Source organism: Nocardioides sp. P86, assembly GCF_023712465.1.
Taxonomy (GTDB): Bacteria; Actinomycetota; Actinomycetes; order Propionibacteriales; family Nocardioidaceae; genus Nocardioides; species Nocardioides kribbensis.
Window position 1 is genome coordinate 227917 of record NZ_JAMAYE010000003.1, and the last position, 23130, is coordinate 251046.

The following is a 23130-nucleotide window of genomic DNA, read 5'->3' on the forward strand; positions in this document are numbered from 1 at the left end:
CCGATCCAGGTCGGGAAGAGGGCCTATAGCTCAGACGGTTAGAGCGCTTCCCTGATAAGGAAGAGGTCACAGGTTCAAGTCCTGTTAGGCCCACCAGCACGACCACCGCCTCCCGCTCCACGAGGCGCAGCCGGAGTCACCGATCGCCCCACCACTGCGGAGGCACACCGTGAAGAAGATCGTCCTGCTGGCCCTCGCCGCCGCCGGAGCCGTCCTCACCAAGCGCAAGCTCGACGAGAGCCGCTCGGAGCAGGCCCTGTGGGCCGAGGCCACCGACCCGGTCGCCCGCTCCTGAGGCCTCGGCCTCCCACCGACTGATCCACCCGGTGGCCCCCGCGGCCACACCCGCGGCTCACGCCGTACGGGGCCTTGGCGCAATTGGTAGCGCACCTGCTTTGCAAGCAGGGGGTTAGGGGTTCGAGTCCCCTAGGCTCCACCGATCGAGACCGCGTCAGCTGCTGTAGTTCAGCTGGCGTCGAGGAATGCCTGATAGCGAGCCTCGAGCAACTCCGAGTCGGGGTGCTGGCTGCGTCGATCGGGAAGCACCATGAGGCGTTTGCCGTGGAACTCCTGGATCCCATGACGGAGCATCGGCCCGTCCACTTCCTCCAGAACGGCGGCGTTGACCCTGACCTCGTGGCTGGGGGTGATGCCCAAGATCTTTCTGTCGTAGGCCGCGTGGTGCATCTTGCACAGCGTGAGGCCGTTGGTGATCACCGGACGGCCACCGGCACTGTCCTCATGGATGTGCGCTGCGTCGAGCAGGTCACCGTGCCGGAAGGAGCAGATCGCGCAGGACGTGCGATAGGCCCGGAGCACCGCCGCGCGGAACGGGCGTTGATGGAGCCGGATGCGCGTCAGCTGTTGGCGATAGGCCGGGTCGAGCTCGAGGTCGGCGGCGGGCCAGACGATGTCCGTCTGGGGCACGGCATCGATGTCGACCACGAACTGCAGGGCGACGGGTTCCTCGTCGACCAGGTGAACCGGATACAGCGCGCTGTACCCGCCTCCTTGCACGCCGAGCCACCAGATGAGCGGGAGGCGCGCGTTCATCGCCTCGCGTAGCGCCCGGTTCTGGTAGTGACCGGGATCGTCGCCGCGCATCTTGTACCGGTAGAAACCGTCGGCCCCTACGGCGTCGTCGTACGGCCGGTCAGTTCCTTCGGGTCGGTAGACCGTGCGGATGGACAGCGCGGCCGCGAGGTGACCGGGTTTCCAGATCCCCTGCTGAGTCGGCATCAGGCGCACGGTCTCTCCAACCAGGGACAGCTCACTGGTGTCGTTCTGACTGAAGACCTCCTTGCCCGCGGCTCGCTGCCGGTCGAGCCAGGCGAAGGCGGCGTGCCGAACCGCCAGTTCTCGTAGCCGCTGGTCGGGGTCCACCGCTGGATTGTGGCAGCTTCGTCCGCCCCGCGGGGGCGACCGCGACGAGACCCGGCGTGCTTCTACGTCTCGGGAACGGTCGGAGGAGGTGGATCGGAGCGTCGATGTTCCACGGGAAACACCCGGTTGACGCTGCCGTCGGAGGGGTGGCCACGGGCAGCGACGCGCTGGGCGGACTTCGGCGGACTCGGCCCGCCCACGGTGGTCGGGTGGCAGACTGCCGCGCGTGCTTCCCCGCCTGACTCTCGCCGTCTGCGCGGCCACCCTGCTGCTCGGCGGGTGCGCCGAGGAGATCCCGCCGCCCGACGCTGACCAGCCGCCGCCCGCCGCGGTGGAGACGGTGGTCGCCGGCGGCGTGCCGGAGCCCGCGGTGCTGGCGCTGCCCTATGTGCCGGCCGACGCGGCACGCCTCGAGGTCACCGACTTCGCCCGCGTGGCGGTGCAGCTGGGTGTCGAGGACCCGACCTCGCAGGACCCCGCGGCCGACCGGGCGGCCTTCGAGCGGCGTACGACGGCCGAGACCGCGGCGCTCACCGACGGCACCCTGCTGCCGGTGGACGAGCAGCTCGTGCAGCGATTCGGCTTCGGGCAGGCCGACGTCACCTGGGAGGCCCACGTCTTCGCCGAGGACGGCACCGAGACCGGCTTCGTGCTCGGCATCGACCGGGTCGTCGACCCCGAGGCGCTGACCCGCGCGGTGGAGGCGGGCGTGGGCCCGCTGGCCGGGGCGAGCGTGGTGGCCGAGGACAGCGTCATCGTGCAGGGGCTCGACGCCTCCGGCGGCTCGTACGCCGACGACCCGGCGGTCGTCGCGCTGGTCGGGGCGCCGGCGATCTCGACCTACCTCGCCCGGGGCTGCCTCGACCCCGACGGGGCGGACGTGTCGGGGCTGGACGACCTCCAGGTGTGGGCCATGTCCTTCCAGGGCGGGCTGGCTACGGCCACGCTGGGCCCCGACCGGGCCGACCTCTTCGACCGGCTGGAGGTGGCCGAGGCCTCGACGAGCTTCGCGCGCAGCTTCACCGACGGGGTGGCCGACCCCTCGACGGGGCGCATCGGCTTCCGGCTCAGCGACCCGCCCGCGGCGGCGGACCTGGTCGCCTCGGGTGACGTGCCGGTCGCCTCCTGCGACTGAGCGGCCCGGTGGCCGATCGTGCGGTGAGTGGCGGGAGACGACACCTGTGGCGGGCGTCGACCGGTCGTATGCCGCCACTCCTCGCGCGGTCCGGCCGGGGACGCGAGGCAGCCCCGCGTGGCGGGGCCGGTGCTGGCGGCGCTCGTGGTGGCCGAGCGTGCGTAGTGGCGGGAGACGACGCCTGTGGCGGGCGTCGACCGGTCGTATGCCGCCACTTCTCGGACGACCCGGCTGGGGACGCGAGGCAGCCCCGCGTGGCCGGTCGGCGGCGCTCGCGGGGGCCGTTCGTGCGGGAATTGGCGGGAGACGACACCTGCGGCGGCCGTCGACCGGTCGTATGCCGCCACTTCTCGGACGACCCGGCTGGGGACGCGAGGCAGCCCCGCGTGGCCGGTCGGCGGCGCTTGCCGTGACCGGCCGTCCGGGGCCGGGTGCTCGAGACCTCCACCGACTACTCGGGCGCCGACGGGTCACGACGTGACGATCCATGGGAGCGCCGGTGGTTCGCGCTCCATCCCCAACACCGTGCGGGTGGGGTGGTTTCGAGACGGTCGCTGGCGCTCCCTCCTCAACCACCGTGAGGGTGGGGTGGTTTCGAGACGGTCACTGGCGCTCCCTCCTCAACCACCGTGAGGGTGGGGTGGTTTCGAGACGGTCGCTGGCGCTCCCACCTCAACCACCGTGCGGGTGTGGGTTTCCCTCCTCGACCAGCGGGGCTGAGTCGTGGGTCACGGGGGAGCGGGGTGCCCGGCCTCGTCGGGGCGGTGCGGCGTGGGGGGCTTCGTAGACTGGGGGCGTGTCGTCGCCGCTCGCCCCGCGCCTGTGGGGCGTGCACGCCCTGGGGGTCGCCGCGATCGTGGCGGCGTCGGGGCTGGGCATGTGGCAGCTCGACTCCTGGCAGGCCCAGCGGGCGGCCGAGGCCTCCGACCTGACCCGGCTCGACCCCGAGCCGCTGGCCGACGTGATCGGGGCCGACGACCGGTTCCCCGGTGACAAGGTTGGGCAGCCGGTGGTGGTGAGCGGGGTCTGGGTGCCCGACGGCACCGTCTACGTCTCGGGTCGCGAGCTCGACGGGCAGGACGGCTACTGGGTCGTGACGCCGCTGGCGATCGGGCCGGTCGACGCCGCCGACGAGCCGGGCGCGGGCGACGCCCCCGCCCTGCCGATCGTGCGGGGCTGGACCGCCGACCCGGCCGAGGCGCCCGCGCCGCCCGAGGGCGCGGCCGAGATGGTCGCCTGGCTGCAGCCCGCGGAGGGCACCGGCGAGGCCGACACCGACCGCAGCGACGACATCATCCCGCAGGTGCGCACCGCCGACCTGATCCAGCGCGTCGACCAGGACCTCTACGGCGCCTACGGCGTCGTTGCCACCGACGTGGCCCCCGGCGACTGGCCCACCGGCGACACCGCCGTCAACGACGGCACCGAGGGCCTCTCCGCCGCGACCCTGGAGCAGCTGCCGGCCGCCGACCGGTTCACCGGGCTGCGCAACTTCCTCTACGCCCTGGAGTGGTGGATCTTCGCGGCCTTCGCGGCCTTCGTGTGGTGGCGCTACGTGCGCGAGGTGACTGCGGAGCCGGAGGACGAGGCCGAGCTCCTGGACGAGGACGGACACGGCGACGGCTCTGGAGGCGGCCCCGGAGACGAGCCCGGGGACGGACCCGGTGACGAGCCCGGGGGAGACCCCGCCCCGGGCCCCGGCGAGCCCGCCCGCGCCGGGGGTGGTGAGGTGGCCGACACCGACGACGCCTCCGCCCCGGGAGCGGGCACGCGGCCGGTGGCCGACCCGGTACCGTCGAAGCCGTGAGCACCGCATCCGCCTCGTCCCGCCGCACGACCACGCTGACCGAGTCGGAGGTGCGCGGCACACTGCTGCGCTACCGGATCATGGCCAGCGTCGTGGGCGTGCTGCTCGTCGTGCTCATCCTGGTCGGCGTGCCCCTGGCCAACTTCGACGGCAGCTCGATGTGGGGCTTCATCCCCGGCACCCCCGAGCTGGTCACCCCGGGCTCGGGCGTGCAGCAGGTGGGCGAGGACATCACCGAGTACCTCGGCGTCGCCCACGGCTGGCTCTACATGATCTTCCTCGTCACCGCCTTCCTGCTGGCCCGCAAGGCGCGCTGGGAGCCCGGCTTCACCGTCGTCACGCTGCTGTGCGGCACCGTGCCGCTGCTGAGCTTCTGGGCCGAGCGCCGCGCCACCCGCGCGACCCGCGCGCTCACCGTGCCCGACCCGGTGGCCTGAGCATCACCACCGCCTTCGTCCTCGGCGGGGGCGGCGCCCTGGGCGCCGTCGAGGTCGGCATGCTCCGGGCCCTGCTCGAGCACGGTGTGCGCCCCGACCTCGTGCTCGGCACCAGCGTCGGCGCCCTCAACGGCGCCCTGGTGGCCCGCGAGCCCACCCTCGACGTCGTGGAGCACCTCACCGGGCTGTGGCAGGCCGCGGCCGGCGCGACGAGCGGCGTACGGCGTGCCCGCGAGGAGGCGGTGTTCGGCGACCGCCCGCTGCGCAGCGTGCGGCGGGCGGTGGCCAGCGGCACCCACCTGTGGTCGGCCGGTCCGCTGGAGCGTCGGCTGCGCGCGGAGCTGGGCGAGGTCACCTTCGCCGAGCTCGCCGTGCCGCTGCAGGTGTGCGCGGCCAGCATCGAGCGCGCGGCGGAGCACTGGTTCGACTCCGGTCCGGTGGTCGACGCGGTGATGGCCAGCGCCGCGGTGCCGGGCCTGCTCCCGCCTGCGCGCGTGGGCGGGGAGCACTTCCTCGACGGCGGCATCGTCAACTCCGTGCCGCTGGCGCGCGCCCACCAGCTGGGCGCGACGCGGGTCTTCGTGCTGCAGGTCGGTCGCTTCGACCGCCCGCTGCGCCCGCCGCGGCGGCCCTGGGAGGTGGCCCGGGTGTCCTTCGAGGTGGCCCGGCGCCACCGCTTCACCCGCGAGCTCGCCGAGCTGCCCGCCGGGGTGGAGGCCCACGTGCTCCCGGCCCGCGGCACCAGCAGCCGCGACGACGGGCTGCGGGCCGGCAGCGACTTCCGTGACGTGGAGACGCGGGTGCAGCTGACCTACGAGGCCTCCCGCGACTACCTGCGCGAGCACCTGACGTGAGCACGCCCGGTCGCCGGCGCCTGCCCGCCGGGGCGACCCGCCTGCTGCGCCTGGGCCTCGTGGCCCCGCTCGTCGTGGGCCTGACGGCGGTCCTCTGGCTGGCCCTGCCGCTGTGGCTGCTCGGCGCCGCGGCGGTCTCGCCGTGGGTGCCCGGGCGCTGGCGCGCGCTGCGCCTGGCCTGGCTGGCGGTGGTCTACCTGACCATGGAGACGGTGCTGCTCGCGGTGCTGCTGGGGCTGTGGCTTTCGTCGGGCTTCGGGCGGCGCCTGCGCACGCCGTACTTCGAGGGGATCCACTACGACCTCGTGCAGGGCGTGATGTGGGTGCTGTTCTCCGAGGCGCGCCGGGTGCTGCACCTGTCGATCACCACGGTCGGGCCGGCGCCCGACGCCCACCCCGGCCACCCGCTGCTCGTGTGCTGCCGCCACGCCGGGCCGGGTGACTCCTTCACCCTCGTGCACGCCCTCATGGACTGGTACGACAGGGAGCCGCGGGTGGTGCTCAAGGACACCCTCGCGTGGGACCCCGTCATCGGCTGCCTGCTCACCCGGCTGCCGGCGCGCTTCATCTCCCCCAGCCCCGGCGACGGGGAGGACCTGGAGTCGCAGATCGCCTCGCTGGCCACCGGCCTCGACCGCGACGACGCCTTCGTGATCTTCCCCGAGGGCGGCAACTTCTCCCCCGAGCGGCGCGAGCGCGCCATCGCCCGGCTGCACCGCCTCGGCCTGCACGCCATGGCCGGCCGCGCCGAGGCGATGCTCCACGTGCTCGCACCGAAGCCGGGTGGACTGCTGGCCGCCCTCGAGGCCGCGCCCGAGGCCGACGTGGTGATGGTGGCCCACACCGGCCTCGACCACGTGCTCGGCGTGCGCGACCTGTGGCGCGAGCTGCCGATGGACAAGCGGATCACGATGCGGTGGTGGCAGGTGCCGCGCTCCGAGATCCCCACCGACCGCGACGAGCAGATCGCCTGGCTCTACGACTGGTGGGAGCGCATCGACGCCTGGGTCGAGGAGCACCGCCCCGAGGACCTGCCGGCCCGTCGCCGCTGACGCCGGCCGCTGAGGCGGGCCGCTGACCGGGGCCGGGCCCGGACGCGACGAGGGCGCCGGACCGTGGTGGTCCGGCGCCCTCGTGGCGGTGCTGGGTCGTGCGGGCCGCGGTGGGCGGCCCCGGGTGCTACTTCTTGTCGCCGTCGAGGTCGACGACCTCGGCCGGCTCGTCGGGGGTGGTGATGGGGTGGGCGGCCTCGGCGCGGTCGGCGATGGCCTCGTCGGGCGAGGAGCCGGCGGCGTCGTCGGCGTCGTCCTCGCTGACACCGGCCAGCGGCGCGGCGGGGGAGGCCGGGGTCGCCGGGGCCGCGGGAGCGGGGCTCGGCACGTAGGAGGACTGCCAGTTGTCGGCCTGCTTGCCGCCCTGGAGCTTCTTGGCCACGACGCCGCCGACGGCGGCGAGCACGACGACCAGGAGCAGCTTCTTCAGCTTGCTGCCCTTCGAGGGGGCGGGCTCGCCCTTGACCTGGGCGATCTTGGCCTGCGCGAGGTCCTGCAGGTCGGAGGCCTTGCTGCTGGCCAGCGCCGTGCCGGTGGCGCCGAGCGCCGCGGCCTTGGTCTTGGCGTCGCTGGAGACGGAGGAGGCGGTGTCGGCGGCCTTGCTCCGGGCCTCCGCGCCCAGCTCGGCGGCCTTGCTGCGGGCGTCGGCGGCACGCTCGGCGGCCTTGCTGCGGGCCTCCGCGCTCAGGTCGGCGGCCTTGCTGCGGGCGTCGGCGGCGCGCTCGGCGGCCTTGTCGCGGGCGTCGGCGACGTAGGGGGCCGCCTTGTCGCGCGCGTCGGAGACGTAGGGGGCGGCCTTGTCGCGGGCCTCGCCGAGCAGGTGCACGGCCTCGTCGCGGGCGGTGGAGACGGCGGCCTCGATCTGGGGCCGCACGGACTCGACGTAGTCACCCGCCTGCTCGATCAGGGTCTTCTTCTTGCGCAGACGCATCGCGCCACTTCCTCTCGTCGGGTGCTCAGCCATCAGACCACGCCCGCAGCGGCGGTGCGAGCCCGGCCGGCACGGGCCTGCTCTTGCGGCTCGTGCGAGGATCGTCCCGCACGGGTGGGCACGTAGCGCACACCCCGAAGTACCCAATCAGCGCGAAAGGCAGTCATGGCGCAGCCGCAGGCGGTCCTCAAGACCAACCAGGGCGACATCGTCCTCGACCTCTTCCCCGACCACGCCCCGGAGACGGTGGCCAACTTCACCGGTCTCGCGACCGGCGAGAAGAAGTACGACGCCGGCAACGGCAAGACCGGTCCGTTCTACGACGGTCTCGGCTTCCACCGCGTCATCGCCGGCTTCATGATCCAGGGCGGGTGCCCCCTCGGCACCGGCACCGGCGGTCCGGGCTACACGTTCAAGGACGAGCCGCACCCCGAGCTCACCTTCGACAAGCCCTACCTGCTCGCGATGGCCAACGCCGGCCCGGGCACCAACGGCTCGCAGTTCTTCGTCACCGTGGGCGCGACCCCGTGGCTGAACTTCAAGCACACGATCTTCGGCGAGGTGGCCGACCAGGCCTCCCGCGACGTCGTCGACAAGATCGCCGCCACGAAGACCGGCCCGGGCGACCGCCCCGTGGAGCCCGTCGTCTTCGAGTCGGTGGAGATCCGCGAGGGCTGAGCCCTCCCCGACGCCCGCTCCTGACTCCTCGCCCCCGCTCCGACACCACGACCAGGCCGAGCCGTGACCGCTGACCCGACCTCCCAGACCGGGGTGCCCACCTGCTACCGGCACCCCGACCGGGAGACCTACATCCGGTGCCAGCGGTGCGGCCGGCCCATCTGCCCCGACTGCATGCGTGACGCTGCCGTCGGGTTCCAGTGCCCGTCGTGCGTGGCGGAGGGGGCGAAGAGCACCAGGAGCGGGCGCACGGCGTACGGCGGGCTGCGCCCGACCAAGGCGTCGACGACGTCGATGGTGCTCATCGGCGTCAACGTGGTCGTCTTCCTGATGGCCCTGGCCTCGGGCGGCACCGCCGGCAAACTGGTCGCCTACCTCGGCCAGCACACCCTCGGGCGCTGCGAGCTGCCCGACGGCCGCTACTTCCCCGGGGTCACGCAGGCGGTGTGCGAGGGCGCGGGCCCCAGCAGCGCCTACTTCGCCCCCGGCGTGGCCGACGGGGCGCTGTGGCAGCTGCTCAGCAACGGCTTCCTGCACGCCTCGATCCTCCACATCGGGCTCAACATGCTGGCCCTCTACGCCCTTGGCCCGCAGCTCGAGGTGGCGCTGGGCCGCACCCGCTTCCTCGCGCTCTACTTCGTGTCGCTGCTCGCCGGATCCACGCTGGTGCTCTGGGCGGCCGACGAGAACACGCTCACCCTCGGCGCCTCCGGCGCGATCTTCGGGCTGCTCGGCGCCACGCTCGTCATCGCCTACAAGGTCGGCGGCAACGTCCAGCAGATCCTGCTGTGGGTCGGCCTCAACGCGCTGATCACCTTCACGGTGCCCTACATCTCCTGGCAGGGCCACCTCGGCGGCTTCCTCGGCGGCGCCGCCGTCGCCGCCGTGCTCGTCTACTCGCCTCGCGGACCCCGACGCTCCGTCGTCCAGGCCGCCGGGCTCGCCGGCGTCGTCGCCGTGCTCGCCGCCGCCGTGGTGCTGCGGCTGCTCACCGTCTGAGCCGAGCCCGGCCCTCTCCGGCCCCCCGTGGTGCGGGTGGTTTCGAGACGCTCGCTGGCGTGGTTCCTGAGGAGCGAGCGCAGCGAGCGTCTCGAAGGGCTCTCTCCTCAACCACCGGGGTACGGGTGGTTTCGAGACGCTCGCTGGCGCTCGCTCCTCAACCACCGTGGTGGTTGAGGAGCGAGGAGCGCTAGCGACGAGCGTCTCGAAACCACCGGCGCGGGGGCGAGTTGTCCACAGCTGTGGAATCACATGTGGAGAACTACACGCGTGTAGTTCTCCACAGGTTTGTCCCCAGATGTGCAGAACCGCCCGCCGTCCCGGGGGGGGACGACGGGCGGTGCGGGTGCTGCGGCGGGGACGGGTCCGGGGGCCGGCGAAGGCCCCCGGGGGGGACTCACTCCCAGCGGGTGGCGAAGACGAAGCCGACGGCCATGAAGGCGATGCCGACGATGAGGTTGGACTGGTTGAGGTCGTTGAAGACCGGCACGTCGGTGAGGTCGTTGCTGAAGACGTAGAACGTGCAGATCCAGATCAGGCCGACCACGAAGCAGCCCAGCATGCCGACGACGACGCCACGGCCGCGACCGAGCGGGGTCGAGGGGTGGGCCGAGACCACGAGTCCGAGGAGGACCAGGCCGAAGCCGATGACGTAGTTCCACCGCTCGATGTCGCCCATGAAGGCCGGGCCCGAGGCCTCGGCGTCGAGCACGGTCGGGTCGGCGCGGACCCCGAGGTAGTAGTAGGCGATCCAGGCGATGCCGGCCGCGACGAGCAGGAGCGCGACGACGAAGCGGGGGCCGACCGCCGGGCCCTGGCGGGGTTCGGCGAAGGGGTCCTTGTCCTTCAACTTCACGGTGGTGCTCCTCGTCGAGGGCGCGGACGCCTCGGGGTTCGGGGTGGGCGGGGACGGGGTCCCGTCGCTTGTCGCGGGTTACCTTAGTCGGCATGACCCCGACTTCCCACGCCGCGCCGCCGCAGCCGCCGGACCCGTCGGGGCCGTCGGGTCACCGCGGGCCGCAGGACGGCTCGGGGGCCGTGGCCGGGTGGCACCGCGTCGCGGCGTCGCTGCGCGCGCGCCGCCGGCCGGGCGCCGGACGTCCGCTGGCCTGGCGGGTCGGCACCCCCCTGGTGGTGCTGCTCAGCGGGTCGCTCTTCGTCATCAGCGCCCAGTCCAGCGAGGGCACCGACCTGCGACCGGGCCGCTACACCGACCTGTCGTCGCTCGTGGGTGCGGAGGCCGACCGCTACGACGAGCTGCGCCAGCGGGTGCAGGACCTCACCGGCGAGGTCGCCACCCTCGGCGCCCAGGTCGGCGACGCCGACACCCGGCGGGTGCAGGAGCGCATCGAGACGCTGCGCGACCCGGCGGGTCTCGAGCCGCGCGAGGGCGCGGGTGTGTCGGTCACGCTGGCCGACGCCCCCCTCGAGGTCGCCCAGGTCACCGAGCAGCCGCTCGAGCTGCTCGTCGTGCACCAGCAGGACATCCAGGCCGTCGTCAACGCCATGTGGCGCGGTGGGGCGACGGCGGTGACCGTCGCGGGCCAGCGGGTCGTGTCGACCACCGGAATCAAGTGCGAGGGCAACTCCGTGCTGCTGCAGAACGTGCCCTACCCCCAGCCCTACGTCATCGAGGCCGTCGGCGACCCCTCCGCGCTGGCCGCCTCCATCGAGGGCGACGACTACCTCGCGCGCTACCGCGCCCAGAGCGAGCTGCCCGACGTGCAGATCGGCTGGGACTTCGCCGCCGAGTCCGACGTCGTCGCGCCCGCCTTCGACGGCCTGCTCGACCTCAGCTACGCCGAGCCGCTCGAGGGCTGAGCCGGCCCGCGACGCGCGCGCCGTCCCGCCGTACGCCGGGAGGGCGTGGCCGGGAGCAGGGCGCGGCCACCGCCGCGCCCGGGCGAGGTCGTGTCGCCGGGGCTCGGCGACGGCGAGCCCGACGGGTCGTCGCTGGGCGACTCCGACGGCGACTCCGAGGGCTCCTCGGTGGGCTCCTCGAAGGTGGTGACGAAGATGTAGACGTCGTTGCCCTGGGCCAGCTCCTCGCCGGCCTCGGGCACCTGGTCGACCACGGTGCCGGTCTCGGCGTCGGTCTCGCCGTCCTCCTCGCGCACCACGGGGTTGAAGCCGGCCGCGATGATCTGGCGGCGCGCCTCGGCCTCGGTGAGACCCTCGACCGAGGGCACGGTCTCGGGGCCGTCGGAGACGGTGAGGGTCACCGTGGAGCCCGACTCGACCTGCTGGCCCGCCTCGGGAGCGGTGGAGACGACCTGGCCCGCGGGCAGGTCGGACTGGGTCTCGGCGACCCGCGCCACGAGGTCGACGTCCTCCAGCGCCGCGACGGCGGCGCGCTGCTGGAGGCCGACCACGCTCGGCACCGGCACCTCGGGGGTGCCGGTGGAGACGGTGAGGTCGATGGTGCTCCCGGGGTCGACGAAGCTGTCGCCGGAGGGGTCCTGGGAGATGACGCGGTCGGCGGCGACGTTCTCGTTGGCGACGTAGTTGATGTCGCCGAGGGTCAGCCCGGCCTCGCCGATGGCGGCGCGGGCGCGGTCGATGTTGGTGCGCACGACGTCGGGCACCTGGGTCTGCTCGGGCGCGGTGGGGAAGAGTCGCGGCCACAGCAGCACGCCGGCCACGATCAGCCCGATGAGCAGCAGCACGAGGGCCACGACCAGACCGCCGCGCGAGGAGGAGGACTCCTCCGCAGGCGTGGCGTCGGGCGTCGGCGCCGGGGCGGCGACGGGCATCGGGCGCGGCGGCGGGGTCTGCGAGACGGGCACGATCGGCGGCGGGGGCGTGGCCTGCACCGGGCGGCCGGCGAGGTAGCGCTCGATGTCGCTGCGCATCGCGGCCGCGGACTGGTAGCGGTCCTCGACCCGCTTGGCCAGCGCCTTCATCACGATGGCGTCGATCTCCGGCGGCAGCGAGGTGTCGTGGTCCGAGGGCGGCTGGGCCTGCTCGCGCACGTGCTGGTAGGCCACGGCGACCGGGCTGTCGCCGACGAAGGGCGGGCGGCCGGCGAGGAGCTCGTAGAGCAGGCAGCCGGCGGAGTAGACGTCGGAGCGGGAGTCGACGGTCTCGCCGCGGGCCTGCTCGGGGGAGAGGTACTGCGCGGTGCCCACGACGGCGGCGGTCTGGGTCATCGTGGAGGAGGCGTCGCTGATGGCACGGGCGATGCCGAAGTCCATGACCTTGACGTCGCCCGACGGGGTCAGCATGACGTTGCCGGGCTTGATGTCGCGGTGGATGATGCCCGCGCGGTGGCTGTAGTCGAGGGCCGAGAGCACGCCGCTGGTGATCTCCAGGGCCCGCTCGGGCAGGATCTTGCGGCCCTCGCGCAGGATGTCGCGCAGCGTCCGGCCGGCCACGAACTCCATGACGATGTAGGGCTGCTGCACCCCCGAGCCGTCGGCGGCCGGCTCCTCGCCGGTGTCGTAGACGGCCACGATCGAGGGGTGGTTGAGCGAGGCCGACGACTGCGCCTCGCGGCGGAAGCGGGCCTGGAAGGTGGCGTCGCTGGCCAGGTCGGTGCGCAGGCGCTTGACGGCCACCACCCGTCCCAGCCGGGTGTCGGTGCCCTTGCGGACCTCGGCCATGCCGCCGCGACCGAGCAGCTCACCGATCTGGTAGCGCCCGCCGATGAGGATCGGCTGCGAGCCCGTCATGGCGTGGTCCCTTCGGTGCGGGCGGTGTCGGCGGTGTCGGCGGAGCGGCCGGAGGTGGTGGTCCCGCCGGTCCCGGTGGCGGTCGAGGGGCTGGTCGTCGTGGCGGCCGGGTCGGTGGCCCCGGGGGTCGCGTCGGGGGCGGGAGGTGCGGCGGGGTCGGCAGGGGCCCGTCCCTCGGCCGGCGACGCCGCGGTCGGGGTCGGCGTGGGGGTCGGCGTGGGAGTGGGCGTCGGGGTGGGAGTCGGCGTCGGGGTCGGGGTGGGCTGGGGCTCGGGGGCGGCGCCCCAGAAGCTCACCGTGACGGTGTCGCCCTCGGTGAGGGTGCCGGTGGGGTTGACCGAGTCGACGATGCCCTGCTCCTCCTCGCCCGGGTTGTCGACCTCATTGAGGGTGACGTTGAGGCCGAGGGCCTCCAGCGCCTCCTGCACGTCGCGGTAGTCCCGCCCGACGTACTGGTCGGGGTCGACCTCGACGGTGGCCGGGGCCTCCTCGGTCGGGCTGGAGCTCGGCGACTCGCTGGGGCTCTGCTGCGTGCGCGTCGGGCTCGGCCGCTGCTGCGGGGTCTCCTCGGTGTCGTCACCGCCGCCGGAGAGGGCCAGCCACAGCACCAGCGCGCCGACGGCGAGCAGCGCGAGGAGCACCAGGGCCCACACCCAGCCGGCGGTGCCCGTGCGGCGCTCGTCGTCGGCAGGGGTCGGGGTGGACGTGGGCGTCGGGGTGGGGTCGGGCGCCACGGGGGCGCCGACGCCGGTCATCACCTGGGTGCGGTCGGCGGGCACCGCCCCGGGGGCGAGCACCTGGGTCGCGGCGGCCGACGGCGCGTCGGGGCCCAGCGAGGAGGGGTCGCGCAGCGCGGCGGCGAAGGCCGCGGCGTCGGCGTACCGCTCGGCGGGCTCCTTGGCCAGAGCCCGGCGCACGACGCGGGCGAGGTCGGCGGGCACCGCGGCCGGCAGGTCGGGCACGGGCTGGTTGAGGTGGGCCAGGGCGGTGGTGACCGGGGTGTCGCCCTGGAAGGGACGACGCCCGGCCAGGCACTCGAAGGCCACGACGCCGAGGCTGTAGACGTCGGAGACGCCGGTCGCGGTGGTGCCGCGGGCCTGCTCGGGGGAAAGGTACTGCGGCGTGCCCATGACCTGGCCGGTCTGGGTCAGCCCGACCGACTGGGCCGCGCGGGCGATGCCGAAGTCGGTGATCTTGACCTGCCGGTCGGCGGTGACCAGCAGGTTGGCCGGCTTCACGTCGCGGTGCACGATGCCCGCGGCGTGGGCCGCGGCCAGGCCGTCGGCGGCCTGGGCCACCAGGTCGCGGGCGACGTCGGGGTCCATCGGCTGGCCCGGGCGCAGCAGCGCCGAGAGCGGCTGGCCCTCCACGAGCTCCATCACGAGGTAGGGCCGCGGCACGCCGGACCCGTCGGCGCTCTGCGCCTCGCCGAAGTCGTAGACCGCGGCGATGTGGGGGTGGTGCAGCGAGGCCGCGTGGCGGGCCTCGGTCTCGAAGCGCGACCGGAACGACGGGTCGTCGGCGTACTCGCTCTTGAGCAGCTTGACCGCCACCGTGCGACCCAGCGTCGTGTCGGTGGCCCGCCAGACCGCGCCCATGCCGCCCGTGGCGATGCGGGCGTCGAGGCGATAGCGGCCGGCGTCGTCGGCGGAGCCGCCGATCTCGGGCATCGAGGTGGTCATCGGATCACGGCCTCCATGACGGCCTTGGCGATGGGCCCGCCGAGCAGGCCGCCGGCGATCTCGCCGCGGTCGATGCCGGGAGCCTTCTGGATGACGATGGCCACGGCGACCTGCGGGTCGTCGGCCGGGGCGAAGGACGTGAACCAGGCGTAGGGCGGCACGTCGTCGATGCCGCTCTGGGCCGTGCCGGTCTTGCCGGCCACGCTGATGCCGTCGATCGCGGCCGGCGAGGCCGTGCCGTTGTCGACGGTGGAGACCATGAGCTCGGTGACCTGGTTGGCCGTCGACTCGCTGACCGCCTCGGAGAGCAGCTCGGGCTCGGTGGCCTCGATCCGCTCGAACTCCGGCGACTGCACCTCGTCGACGAGGTAGGGCCGCATGACCTTCCCGTCGTTGGCGATGCCGGCCGCGACCATGGCCATCTGCAGCGGCGTGGCCCGCACCTCGAACTGGCCGATGCCGCTCTGGCCGGTCTCCGGCTCGTTCATGTCGCGGGGGAAGACCGACTCGGCCTGCGGCTGCAGGTCGTCGAAGTACTCCTCGTTGAAGCCGAACGCCTCGGCCTGGTCGCGCATCGCGTCGGCGCCGACCTCGACGGCCAGGCGCGCGAAGGTGGTGTTGCACGACTGCTCCATCGCCTGGGCGAAGGGGATGAGGCTCGTGCCGCAGGAGCGGCCCTCGTTGTCGATCAGCCCGGTCTCGCCCGAGGTCAGCGGCAGCTGGTACGTCGCACCGCCGGGCACCTGGTCGGCGGCGGTGTACTCGCCGCTCTCGATCGCCGCGGCGGCCGTGACGATCTTGAAGGTCGACCCCGGCGGGAGCGTGGTCTGGATGGCGCGGTTGTTGAGCGGGTCGTCCTCGTCGGCGTCGAGCTGCTCGTAGGCGGCGTTGACCTCGCTGAGGTCGTGGGAGGCCAGCCGGTTGGGGTCGAAGGACGGCAGCGAGACCATCGCGAGGACCTTGCCGGTGCGCGGGTCGAGCGCGACGACCGAGCCCTGGCCGTCGGGCCCGATGGTCTGGCGCAGGCCGTCGAAGGCGGCCTGCTGCGCCTCGGGGTCGAGGGTGAGCTGGACGTTGCCGCCCTTCTGGCCCTGGTTGCTGAGCAGGTCGACCAGCCGGGTCACGAAGAGCCGGTCGTCGTCGCCGGAGAGGATGTCGTTCTGGGTCTGCTCGATCCACTGCTGGCAGGTCGTGCAGTCGCTGGACTGGGCGTTGTAGTAGTTGAACCAGCCCGTGGCGTGGGCGTAGAGCAGCGGCTTGGCGTAGGTGCGCTGGAACTCGTAGCGGTCGTTGGAGGGCACGCTCTCGGCGACGGCCTGCCGACCCACGAGCACCGCGCCCCGCTCCTGGGAGAAGGTCGCGTCGACCGCGCGGCGGTTCTCGGGGTCGCTGTCGAGGCTGTCGGCGCGCCAGTACTGCAGGTAGGTCACGTTGAGCATCAGGGCGAGGAACAGCAGCATGATGCCGACCGAGACCGTGCGGATGGGCTTGTTCACCGGTGGTGCTCCTCTCCTGGGCGGGTGCTGGCGGGGGCGCTGACGGGGGTGGCGCTCGGTCGGCGGGTCGGGGTGGTCAGAGCTTGATCACCTGGGTCGACTCGTCGGCGTCGTCCTCGGCGTCGGCGGTGAGGTCGGGCACCGGGCTCCGGGCGAGGTCGGAGATGCGCAGCAGCAGGGCGATGACCACCCAGTTGGCGACCAGCGAGGACCCGCCCTGCGACAGGAAGGGCGTGGTGAGACCGGTGAGCGGGATCAGGCCGGTGACGCCGCCGATGACGACGAAGACCTGCAGCGCGAAGACGCTGCCCAGGCCCGTGGCCAGCAGCTTGCCGAAGCCGTCGCGGGAGATGATCGCAGCGCGCAGCGCGCGCTCCACGATGAGGCCGTAGAGCAGCAGGATGGCGATGACCCCGGTCAGGCCGAGCTCCTCGCCGAGGCCGGCGATGATGAAGTCGGACTCCACGATCGGGATGCGGGTCGGGTCGCCGCCGCCGAAGCCGCGGCCCAGCAGGCCGCCCCAGGCCATGCCGAAGAGGCCCTCGACGTTCTGGAAGCCGGTGTCGTTGGTGCCCTCGCCGTAGTAGGCGAAGGGGTCCAGCCACACCGACACGCGGGTCTGCACGTGGCCGAAGAGCCGCCAGGCGGTGAGGGCGCCGCCGAGGAAGAGGGCGCCGCCGACCACGAGCCAGCCGGGCCGCTCGGTGGAGACGTAGAGCATCACCAGGAAGAGGCCGAAGAAGAGCAGGCTCGAGCCCAGGTCCTTCTGGAAGACGAGGATGCCCAGGCTGACCAGCCACATGCCGAGGATCGGGCCCAGGTCGCGCCCGCGGGGCAGGTCGACGAAGAGCACGCGGCGCCCCGCGAGCGCGAGCGCGTCGCGGTGGAGCACGAGGTAGCCCGCGAAGGCGATGACCAGCAGGACCTTGGCCACCTCGCCGGGCTGGAAGCTGAAGGGGCCCAGCGAGATCCAGATCCGCGCGCCGCGGATCTCGGTGCCGAGGACCGGCATCATCGGCAGCAGGAGCAGCACGATCGCGCTGAGCCCGGCGGTGTAGGTGAAGCGGGTCAGCACCCGGTGGTCGCGCAGCACGACGAGGGTGACCATGAAGAGCACCGCGCCGAGGGTCATCCAGATCAGCTGGTTGCGGGCCAGGTCGGTGCCGTCGACCAGGTCGACGCGGTGGATGAAGGCCAGGCCGAGGCCGTTGAGCGCGGCCACGACCGGCAGCAGCACCGGGTCGGCGTACGGCGCGACGATGCGCACGACCACGTGGGCGGCCACGACCAGCGCGGTCAGCCAGCCGCCGTAGCCGACGATGTCGGCCGGCACCCGCCCCTGCACGCCGATGCCGACCGCGGCGTAGGCGCCGATGCCGACCGCGAGGGCGAGCACCAGCAGGAAGAGCTCGGCGCCGCGACGGCGCCGGTGGACGAAGCCGATGATCGGGTTGGCGCCCTGCGCGGGCAGCGCGGTGCGGGCGGCCATCAGCGGGCTCCCGCGGTGGCCGGGCTGGACGAGGCGTCGGCGCCCGGCTCGGTGCCGGCGTCACCGGTGCCCGAGTCGGTGCCCGAGTCGGTGCCCGAGTCGGCGGTCTCGTCCTCCATTGCGGCCACGAGGTTCTCGATGATCTGGCGGGCGCCGTCGAGGCTGCCGGCGCTCATGCCCTGGCGGACGTTGTCGGCCTGCAGCTCGGTGAGCCGGTCGAGGTCGACGTTGGTGCGCTCGTAGGGCTCGTAGAGCGAGGCACCGGGCAGCTCGGTGTTGACGCCGCGGTAGATGTAGACGACACCCTCCTCCTCGCTGACGAAGTACTGCTGCTGGCTCCAGGACCAGGCCGCGGCCGCGGCGATCCACACCAGGCCGCCGACCACGGCGGCCACCATCACCCAGCGCAGCCAGCCGAAGCGTGCCGGCGGGCGCAGGGCGTAGCGGGCGGCCTCGGGGTCGATGGGGTCCGACGGGATCGCGTGGGCGTCGGGCGGCAGACCCTCGGGGATCTCGGCGAGCACGGGCTCGAGCTCGCCGGTGTCGCCGGAGCGGTGGCCGCGGAAGAGGCTGGGGCTGCGGGTGCCGCGCGGCACCCGGCGGCGCAGCTCGGCGGCCGCACCGACCAGCAGCGGCTCGAGGGCGGCGAGCTCGTCGGCGCGCTGGGCCGCGCCGGTCTCGTCGAGCACGTCGGCGACGATGCAGGTGACGTTGTCGGAGCTGCCCGCCTCGAGGCTGGCGCGCACCAGCTCGACGGCGGCGTAGTCGGGGGTGCCGGAGGAGAGGATGTCGGCCAGCCGGGCGTCGTCGAGCACGCCGCAGGCGCCGTCGCTGCACAGGAAGAGCCGGTCGCCGGCCTCGAGCTCGACGAGGAAGAGGTCGGGCTCGGCCTCGTGGATGCCGTCGAGGGCCTTGAGGATGAGGTTGCGGTGGGGGTGGACCCGCGCCTCGGCCTCGGTGATGCGGCCCTCGTCGATGAGGCTCTGCACGAAGGTGTGGTCGCTGGTGAGCTGGCTGATGCGGCCGTCGCGGTAGAGGTAGGCCCGGCTGTCGCCGACGTGGCCGACGGCGACGCGGTGGCCGTCGAAGAGCAGCACGGTGGCGGTGGTGCTGGTGCCGTTGAGGGCGGGGTCCTCGTCGACCAGCTCGCCGATGCGGTCGTGCGCGCGGTGCAGGGCGCCCGCGACCTGGCCGACCAGGTCGTCGGGGGCCAGCTCGCCGGGGGGCTGCTCGTCGAGGCGGCGCAGCTGCTGCACGGCGGTGCCGCTGGCGATGTCGCCGCGCGCCGCGCCGCCGACGCCGTCGCAGACGCTGAGCAGCCAGGGGCCGGCGTACCCGGAGTCCTGGTTGTCCTTGCGCACCCGCCCGACATCGGAGATGGCGGAGTAGTCGAGGACCAGCGTCGGGGAGCTCACTTGCGCAGCTCCAGGATGGTCTTGCCGATCCTCACCTGGGTGCCGAGGGTGATCGTGGTCGGCTGCGTGATGCGGACCGTGCCGATGTAGGTGCCGTTGGTGGAGCCGAGGTCCTCCACGAACCACTGGTCGCCGGCGGCGGCGATCCGGGCGTGGCGGGTGGAGACGTAGTCGTCCTCGAGGCGGATCGCCGCGTCGTTGCCGCGGCCGATGAGGATGGGGGCCTGGTCGAGCTCGGCGCGCTCGCCGGCGCTGGAGCCCTCCACGACCAGCACGTGGGTGGGGGAGCCGCGCCGGGGCTTGGCCGCCTTGGCCTTCTTCTCCTTGGGCGCCTTCTGCCCCCGGCCGCGGGCGGCCTCGGGCACGCGCGCGCCGAACATGTCGGAGCGGATGACCGAGATGGCCGAGAGCACGAAGATCCACAGGATCGCCAGGTAGGCGATGCGGACCAGCAGCAGGGTGAGCTCAGACATCGATGCGCTCCTCGACGATGCGGACCGTCAGCGTGGTGTTGCCGATGCGCACCTCGGTGCCGTCGTCGGCGATCGAGCGGCTCATCTTTTGGCCGTTGACGAGCATGCCGTTGGTCGAGCCCAGGTCGTGGACCTCGATGTGGACGCCCTCGCGGGTGCCGATCGTGCGGGCCGCGACGCGGAACTCGATGTGGCGGCGGCTCACACCGGGGTCGTTGATGCGCAGGTCGGCGTCGTTGCCGCGACCCACGACCACGCCGGGCGGGTGCAGCGGCTGGCGGGTGCCGTTGACCTCGAGGATCGCGCGGGCCCGGCTGACCTGGGTGTGGGTGGCGTTGCCCGTCACGCGCGCCTGCGCGCGGCTGCGGATGCGGAAGCGACCGGTGGTGAGGTCGCCGGACTCCTCGAACTCGATGCTGATCGGGCCGGGGAAGGAGTAGCCCTGCGCGTCGGCGTGCTCCTGGAGCTGGCCGGTGAGGTCGTCGGCCAGCGCGGTGTCGTAGGGCGCGAGGCGGTCGAGGTCGGTGATCGACAGCTCGACGTGGAAGGCGTTGGGCACGAGGCGGCGCTCGCGGGAGAGGATCTGCGCGTTGTTGTCGCACTCGCGCTGCAGGGCGGCCGCGATCTCCACCGGCTGCACCGCGGAGCGGAAGGCGCGGGCGAACGCGCCGGAGATCATGCTCTCGAGCCGCTGCTCGAACTTCTGGATCCCACCCACCGTGTCGCCTCCTTCCCTGGTGTCGGCCCTGGTGCTGGCCATCGTGTCGGCACTGGTCGGTGCGCGGCCCGCGCACGGCAGGCCTAGCGACCCGGTGTGTGCCCGGGTTGCCGACGATCGTAACGGGACGGGGCCGTGCGGCTGGTCACCCCGAGCGGGGGGTCGGCCCGGGTTTGGGGATGGCCTCGCGTCTGGGATACCGTGCAGTCGCTTCACGCGCGAGTGGCGGAATAGGCAGACGCGCACGGTTCAGGTCCGTGTGTCCGAAAGGACGTGGGGGTTCAACTCCCCCCTCGCGCACGTGGACCCGAGGACAGCTCCTCGGGACAGCACGACGACGAAAGGCCGGACCACCCCAGGGTGGTCCGGCCTTCTGCTGTTCCCGGCCCCTCGCCGACGCGGGGGGCAGCGGGCGGCGCGGCGTGCAGTCGCCGGTAAATGCGACCCGCCCCCGAGGGCCGGTGCGTGACCGGGTCGGGGGCGGGGAGCGCTTGTTCTGGGTGCCTGACACCTTCATGCCCGGGCCCGCACTCGTTGAAACTCAAAAGATGCAGATTTTTTTCGAGGTTCTGTTGAGGTCCCGTCCGCGACCTCTCACGCGGGGATGTGCAGCCGTCCGGGGGTGCCCCTCGCCGGGAGGCTCACCCGAAGGGACCGACCCCCGAGCAGGTCCGGTCGGCCGCGGGGGCGACGCCGGAGACCAGGAAGTCCGACACCGCGCGGGTGGCGCAGCGGTTGGTGCCCGTGGCGACGTGGCCGTAGGCCTGGGCGGTGACCAGGCGGGCGCCGGTCTCGCCCTGCAGCGCCAGGGCGCCGGTGAGCGGGGTGGCGGGGTCGTAGCGGTTGTTGACGATGAGCATCCGGTCGGCGGCGTCGGTGGCGAAGGGGCCGCGGTAGGCGTCGTCGCCCGAGCCGGGCCAGCCCACGCACGCCGAGGAGGACCAGGTCCACAGCGGGCCGAAGTCGGGCGCGGCGGTGTCGGCGGTGTCGGCGGCGGTGGGCCAGACGTCGGTGGAGGACGGGTTGACGCTGTCGGAGCAGAGCACGCCGTGGAAGGCGCCGCTGATCGCGATCCGCGCCCGCGCCGAGGTGCCGGGGGCGGAGGGCGTCGAGCCGGTGCGGGCCAGCACGGTCTCGTCGGGGCCGGGGAAGGGCAGGGCGTCGACGGTGCGCGCGGCGGCGCGGCGTACGGCGGCGAGGTCGGCCACGGCCGCGCCGGTCCCGGCGCCGCGACCGCGGGCGTCCTGGGCGCGGATCGCGCGGCGGGCCTGGGCGGTCATCTGCGCGACGGTGGACAGGTCGCCGGCGTAGAGCAGGCCGAGGGTGGTGCCGACGAAGTCGTCGTAGCTCAGCCGGATTGCGCGGCCGAGGGCGCGGTCGTCCTGGAGCCGGTCGGCCACGGTGTCCCAGGCGCCGAGGGCGTCGCCGGCCACGGGGCAGGCGGGGCGCCCGGCCGCGTCGCACGCGGCGAGGCCCGCGACGAGGGCCTCGCGGGAGCCCTCGCCGCTGCCGAGGCGGGTGGTGACGGGCACCGTGGTGCCGGTGCCGTCGCGCCCGCTGGTCCACTCCACGGGGTCGAGCACGCCGTCGACGACGAGCGCGCGCACCGAGGAGGGGAAGAGTGCGGCGTAGGTGGAGCCGAGCATGCTGCCGTAGGAGGCGCCGAAGTAGCTGACGGTGTCCTCGCGCAGGGCCCGGCGCACGTGGTCCATGTCGCGGGCGACGTCGGCGGTGCTCATGTGGTCGAGGATCCGGCGGCCCTCGCACAGCCGCCGCTCCTGGGCGTCGAAGGCCAGCCAGCGGTCGATCTGCGTCGAGGTGCGGGGGTAGGCCTGGCGGGGGTACCCGACCTGGCCCCGTCCCTCGCAGAGCAGGTCGGCCGTGCCGCCCACGCCGCGCGGGTCGATGCCGACGATGTCGAAGCGGTTGCGGACCGTCGAGCCGAGGAACTGCCCGGCGTAGGTGGCGAACTCGGTGGCCGAGCCGCCGGGGCCGCCGGGGTTGACGAAGAGGGTGCCGAGGCGGCGCGAGGGCTTGCGGGCCGGCACCTTGAGCACGGCGAGGCTGACCGTGGCGCCGTCGGGGGCGTCGTAGTCGAGCGGGGCGGGCACGCGGGCGCAGCGGAAGCGGCCGCAGTCGCGGAAGCGCACGCGCGGCACGGCGCGGTCGGTGGCGGGGGTGTCGGCGACGCGCACGGTCGCGGCCGGGGTCGTGGTCGCGGGGTCCGCGCTCGGGGCGGCGGCTGCGCCGCCGGGGGCCGAGGCGAGACCGAGGGCCAGCACGGCGGCGAGGCCGGCGGCGAGCACCGCGGGGAGGGGTCGGGGGCCTGAGAGGTGTCTTGTCCTGCGCACCTCCGCCATCCTGCTGCCCGGCGACCGGCCTGGCAACAGCCGCCCGGGTCGCGGGTGGGGCCGGGGGACGCCCGGCCGCGGGTCAGGCGGTGGTCAGGTGGCGGTCAGGTGGTGGATCGCGGCGCGGGAGGAGGGCCCGTGACGGTCTCGAAGGCCGCGGCGGCGCCGCGCAGGTAGCGGGCGACGACGGCGCGCTCGGTGTCGTCGAGGTCGGCGTCGAGGGCCCGCAGCGCCTCGAACATCGGCATCAGGTGGCCCAGGATCTCGGCGCGCCCGGAGTCGGTGAGGGTGACGACCGTGCGCCGGCGGTCCTCGGCGTGGGGCTCGCGCTGCACGTGTCCCTTGGTCTGGAGCCGGTCGACGACGCCGGTGGACGCCGCGGTGCTGACCTCGAGGAGCCGGGCCAGCTCGGCCGGTCCCATCGGCTCGCGCACGAGGTGCTCGAGGGCCGACAGCTCGGAGTCGCTGACCCGCGAGCGGCGGGCCAGCTCGTGGCGCACCCGCACGGCGCGGTCGACGACGTCGCGCAGCAGCTGGGCCGAGAGGGGACCCTCGGGCG

Annotated in this window: 22 protein-coding genes and 3 tRNA genes; 12 read left to right on the plus strand and 13 right to left on the minus strand. The window is 73.8% G+C overall.

The annotated features are described in order from the left end of the window. Positions 1-19 precede the first annotated feature (19 nt). The 3 genes from M3673_RS14525 to M3673_RS14535 all read left to right on the plus strand — a co-directional run bounded on the left by M3673_RS14525 (position 20) and on the right by M3673_RS14535 (position 436). Positions 20-96: transfer RNA gene (locus tag M3673_RS14525), tRNA-Ile, on the plus strand. Between the two features lie 73 nt (positions 97-169). Continuing rightward, positions 170-295: a DLW-39 family protein gene (locus M3673_RS14530; RefSeq protein WP_228941994.1), complete on the plus strand. Its 126-nt coding sequence runs from the start codon at positions 170-172 to the stop codon at positions 293-295. Between the two features lie 68 nt (positions 296-363). After that, positions 364-436: transfer RNA gene (locus M3673_RS14535), tRNA-Ala, on the plus strand. Positions 437-465: 29 nt separating this feature from the next. Here the strand turns inward: M3673_RS14535 and M3673_RS14540 are convergent. Continuing rightward, a complete protein-coding gene (locus M3673_RS14540) occupies positions 466-1383 on the minus strand; it encodes an HNH endonuclease (protein WP_251534481.1) in 918 nt (305 codons plus the stop codon). Positions 1384-1609: 226 nt separating this feature from the next. Between M3673_RS14540 and M3673_RS14545 the strand changes: the two genes are divergently transcribed. The 5 genes from M3673_RS14545 to M3673_RS14565 all read left to right on the plus strand — a co-directional run bounded on the left by M3673_RS14545 (position 1610) and on the right by M3673_RS14565 (position 6668). Then, positions 1610-2518, plus strand: a complete 909-nt coding sequence (locus M3673_RS14545) for a hypothetical protein (RefSeq protein ID WP_056905106.1) — start codon at positions 1610-1612, stop codon at positions 2516-2518. A 796-nt stretch (positions 2519-3314) separates the two neighbouring features. Beyond that, positions 3315-4325, plus strand: a complete 1011-nt coding sequence (locus tag M3673_RS14550; protein ID WP_251534482.1) for an SURF1 family protein — start codon at positions 3315-3317, stop codon at positions 4323-4325. After that, complete coding sequence (locus M3673_RS14555; RefSeq protein ID WP_251534483.1) at positions 4322-4762, plus strand: DUF3817 domain-containing protein; 441 nt, start codon at positions 4322-4324, stop codon at positions 4760-4762. The genes M3673_RS14550 and M3673_RS14555 overlap by 4 nt, the downstream gene beginning before the upstream one ends. Positions 4763-4764: 2 nt before the next feature. Beyond that, positions 4765-5616, plus strand: coding sequence for a patatin-like phospholipase family protein (locus M3673_RS14560; RefSeq protein ID WP_308196176.1), 852 nt, complete (start codon positions 4765-4767; stop codon positions 5614-5616). After that, the gene (locus tag M3673_RS14565; RefSeq protein WP_251534485.1) at positions 5613-6668 is read left to right on the plus strand and encodes a 1-acyl-sn-glycerol-3-phosphate acyltransferase; all 1056 of its coding nucleotides are present in this window, start codon (positions 5613-5615) and stop codon (positions 6666-6668) included. The genes M3673_RS14560 and M3673_RS14565 overlap by 4 nt, the downstream gene beginning before the upstream one ends. A gap of 127 nt (positions 6669-6795) precedes the next feature. Here M3673_RS14565 and M3673_RS14570 read toward each other — a convergent pair whose 3' ends face one another. Continuing rightward, positions 6796-7599 carry an apolipoprotein A1/A4/E family protein gene (locus M3673_RS14570; RefSeq protein WP_251534486.1) on the minus strand — a complete coding sequence of 268 codons (804 nt, stop codon included), beginning with the start codon at positions 7597-7599 and terminating at the stop codon, positions 6796-6798. A gap of 165 nt (positions 7600-7764) precedes the next feature. On the opposite strand from M3673_RS14570, the gene M3673_RS14575 reads away from it, so the two are divergent. Then, positions 7765-8277, plus strand: a complete 513-nt coding sequence (locus M3673_RS14575) for a peptidylprolyl isomerase (protein ID WP_056865121.1) — start codon at positions 7765-7767, stop codon at positions 8275-8277. A gap of 128 nt (positions 8278-8405) precedes the next feature. On the opposite strand, the gene M3673_RS14580 is transcribed toward M3673_RS14575, so the two are convergent. Next, positions 8406-8582: a hypothetical protein gene (locus M3673_RS14580; protein WP_227488773.1), complete on the minus strand. Its 177-nt coding sequence runs from the start codon at positions 8580-8582 to the stop codon at positions 8406-8408. Between M3673_RS14580 and M3673_RS14585 the strand changes: the two genes are divergently transcribed. Next, positions 8572-9276, plus strand: a complete 705-nt coding sequence (locus M3673_RS14585; protein WP_227488772.1) for a rhomboid family intramembrane serine protease — start codon at positions 8572-8574, stop codon at positions 9274-9276. The genes M3673_RS14580 and M3673_RS14585 overlap by 11 nt on opposite strands. Before the next feature lie 397 nt (positions 9277-9673). Here M3673_RS14585 and M3673_RS14590 read toward each other — a convergent pair whose 3' ends face one another. Next, complete coding sequence (locus tag M3673_RS14590; protein ID WP_193661701.1) at positions 9674-10132, minus strand: cell division protein CrgA; 459 nt, start codon at positions 10130-10132, stop codon at positions 9674-9676. 92 nt (positions 10133-10224) lie between these two features. Here M3673_RS14590 and M3673_RS14595 point away from each other — a divergent pair, with 92 nt between their 5' ends. Beyond that, on the plus strand, positions 10225-11097 hold the full coding sequence (locus tag M3673_RS14595) for a DUF881 domain-containing protein (protein ID WP_251534487.1): 873 nt from the start codon (positions 10225-10227) through the stop codon (positions 11095-11097). Here the strand turns inward: M3673_RS14595 and pknB are convergent. The 7 genes from pknB to M3673_RS14630 all read right to left on the minus strand — a co-directional run bounded on the left by pknB (position 11073) and on the right by M3673_RS14630 (position 20262). Next, entirely contained in the window at positions 11073-12947 is a 1875-nt protein-coding gene (gene pknB / locus M3673_RS14600) for a Stk1 family PASTA domain-containing Ser/Thr kinase (RefSeq protein ID WP_251534488.1), read from the minus strand. The two genes, M3673_RS14595 and pknB, sit on opposite strands and share 25 nt — an antisense overlap. Further along, entirely contained in the window at positions 12944-14629 is a 1686-nt protein-coding gene (locus M3673_RS14605) for a serine/threonine protein kinase (protein ID WP_251534489.1), read from the minus strand. The genes pknB and M3673_RS14605 overlap by 4 nt, the downstream gene beginning before the upstream one ends. After that, positions 14626-16125, minus strand: coding sequence for a penicillin-binding protein 2 (locus M3673_RS14610; RefSeq protein WP_251534490.1), 1500 nt, complete (start codon positions 16123-16125; stop codon positions 14626-14628). The genes M3673_RS14605 and M3673_RS14610 overlap by 4 nt, the downstream gene beginning before the upstream one ends. A 76-nt stretch (positions 16126-16201) precedes the next feature. Further along, positions 16202-17614: an FtsW/RodA/SpoVE family cell cycle protein gene (locus tag M3673_RS14615; protein WP_193661698.1), complete on the minus strand. Its 1413-nt coding sequence runs from the start codon at positions 17612-17614 to the stop codon at positions 16202-16204. After that, positions 17614-19029: a protein phosphatase 2C domain-containing protein gene (locus M3673_RS14620; protein ID WP_251534491.1), complete on the minus strand. Its 1416-nt coding sequence runs from the start codon at positions 19027-19029 to the stop codon at positions 17614-17616. The genes M3673_RS14615 and M3673_RS14620 overlap by 1 nt, the downstream gene beginning before the upstream one ends. Further along, positions 19026-19502 (minus strand): FHA domain-containing protein, encoded by a 477-nt coding sequence (locus M3673_RS14625; RefSeq protein ID WP_056865128.1) that lies wholly within the window; start codon positions 19500-19502, stop codon positions 19026-19028. The genes M3673_RS14620 and M3673_RS14625 overlap by 4 nt, the downstream gene beginning before the upstream one ends. Then, positions 19495-20262, minus strand: a complete 768-nt coding sequence (locus M3673_RS14630; RefSeq protein ID WP_227488770.1) for a DUF3662 and FHA domain-containing protein — start codon at positions 20260-20262, stop codon at positions 19495-19497. The genes M3673_RS14625 and M3673_RS14630 overlap by 8 nt, the downstream gene beginning before the upstream one ends. A 174-nt stretch (positions 20263-20436) precedes the next feature. Here M3673_RS14630 and M3673_RS14635 point away from each other — a divergent pair. Further along, positions 20437-20520: transfer RNA gene (locus M3673_RS14635), tRNA-Leu, on the plus strand. 341 nt (positions 20521-20861) lie between these two features. Here M3673_RS14635 and M3673_RS14640 read toward each other — a convergent pair. Both M3673_RS14640 and M3673_RS14645 read right to left on the minus strand, forming a co-directional pair. Then, positions 20862-22526 carry an alpha/beta hydrolase gene (locus tag M3673_RS14640; RefSeq protein ID WP_251534492.1) on the minus strand — a complete coding sequence of 555 codons (1665 nt, stop codon included), beginning with the start codon at positions 22524-22526 and terminating at the stop codon, positions 20862-20864. A 149-nt stretch (positions 22527-22675) separates the two neighbouring features. After that, positions 22676-23077, minus strand: coding sequence for a MarR family winged helix-turn-helix transcriptional regulator (locus M3673_RS14645; protein WP_251534493.1), 402 nt, complete (start codon positions 23075-23077; stop codon positions 22676-22678). Between the last annotated feature and the right edge of the window lie 53 nt (positions 23078-23130).

Coding starts and splice junctions, on each gene's coding strand:
- M3673_RS14585 (WP_227488772.1), top strand. CDS start 8,572: ATGGTGCTCATCGGCGTCAACGTGGTCGTCTTCCTGATGGCCCTGGCC.
- M3673_RS14580 (WP_227488773.1), bottom strand. CDS start 8,582: ATGAGCACCATCGACGTCGTCGACGCCTTGGTCGGGCGCAGCCCGCCG.
- M3673_RS14605 (WP_251534489.1), bottom strand. CDS start 14,629: ATGACCACCTCGATGCCCGAGATCGGCGGCTCCGCCGACGACGCCGGC.
- pknB (WP_251534488.1), bottom strand. CDS start 12,947: ATGACGGGCTCGCAGCCGATCCTCATCGGCGGGCGCTACCAGATCGGT.
- M3673_RS14595 (WP_251534487.1), top strand. CDS start 10,225: ATGACCCCGACTTCCCACGCCGCGCCGCCGCAGCCGCCGGACCCGTCG.
- M3673_RS14615 (WP_193661698.1), bottom strand. CDS start 17,614: ATGGCCGCCCGCACCGCGCTGCCCGCGCAGGGCGCCAACCCGATCATC.
- M3673_RS14625 (WP_056865128.1), bottom strand. CDS start 19,502: ATGTCTGAGCTCACCCTGCTGCTGGTCCGCATCGCCTACCTGGCGATC.
- M3673_RS14570 (WP_251534486.1), bottom strand. CDS start 7,599: ATGCGTCTGCGCAAGAAGAAGACCCTGATCGAGCAGGCGGGTGACTAC.
- M3673_RS14630 (WP_227488770.1), bottom strand. CDS start 20,262: ATGGCCAGCACCAGGGCCGACACCAGGGAAGGAGGCGACACGGTGGGT.
- M3673_RS14575 (WP_056865121.1), top strand. CDS start 7,765: ATGGCGCAGCCGCAGGCGGTCCTCAAGACCAACCAGGGCGACATCGTC.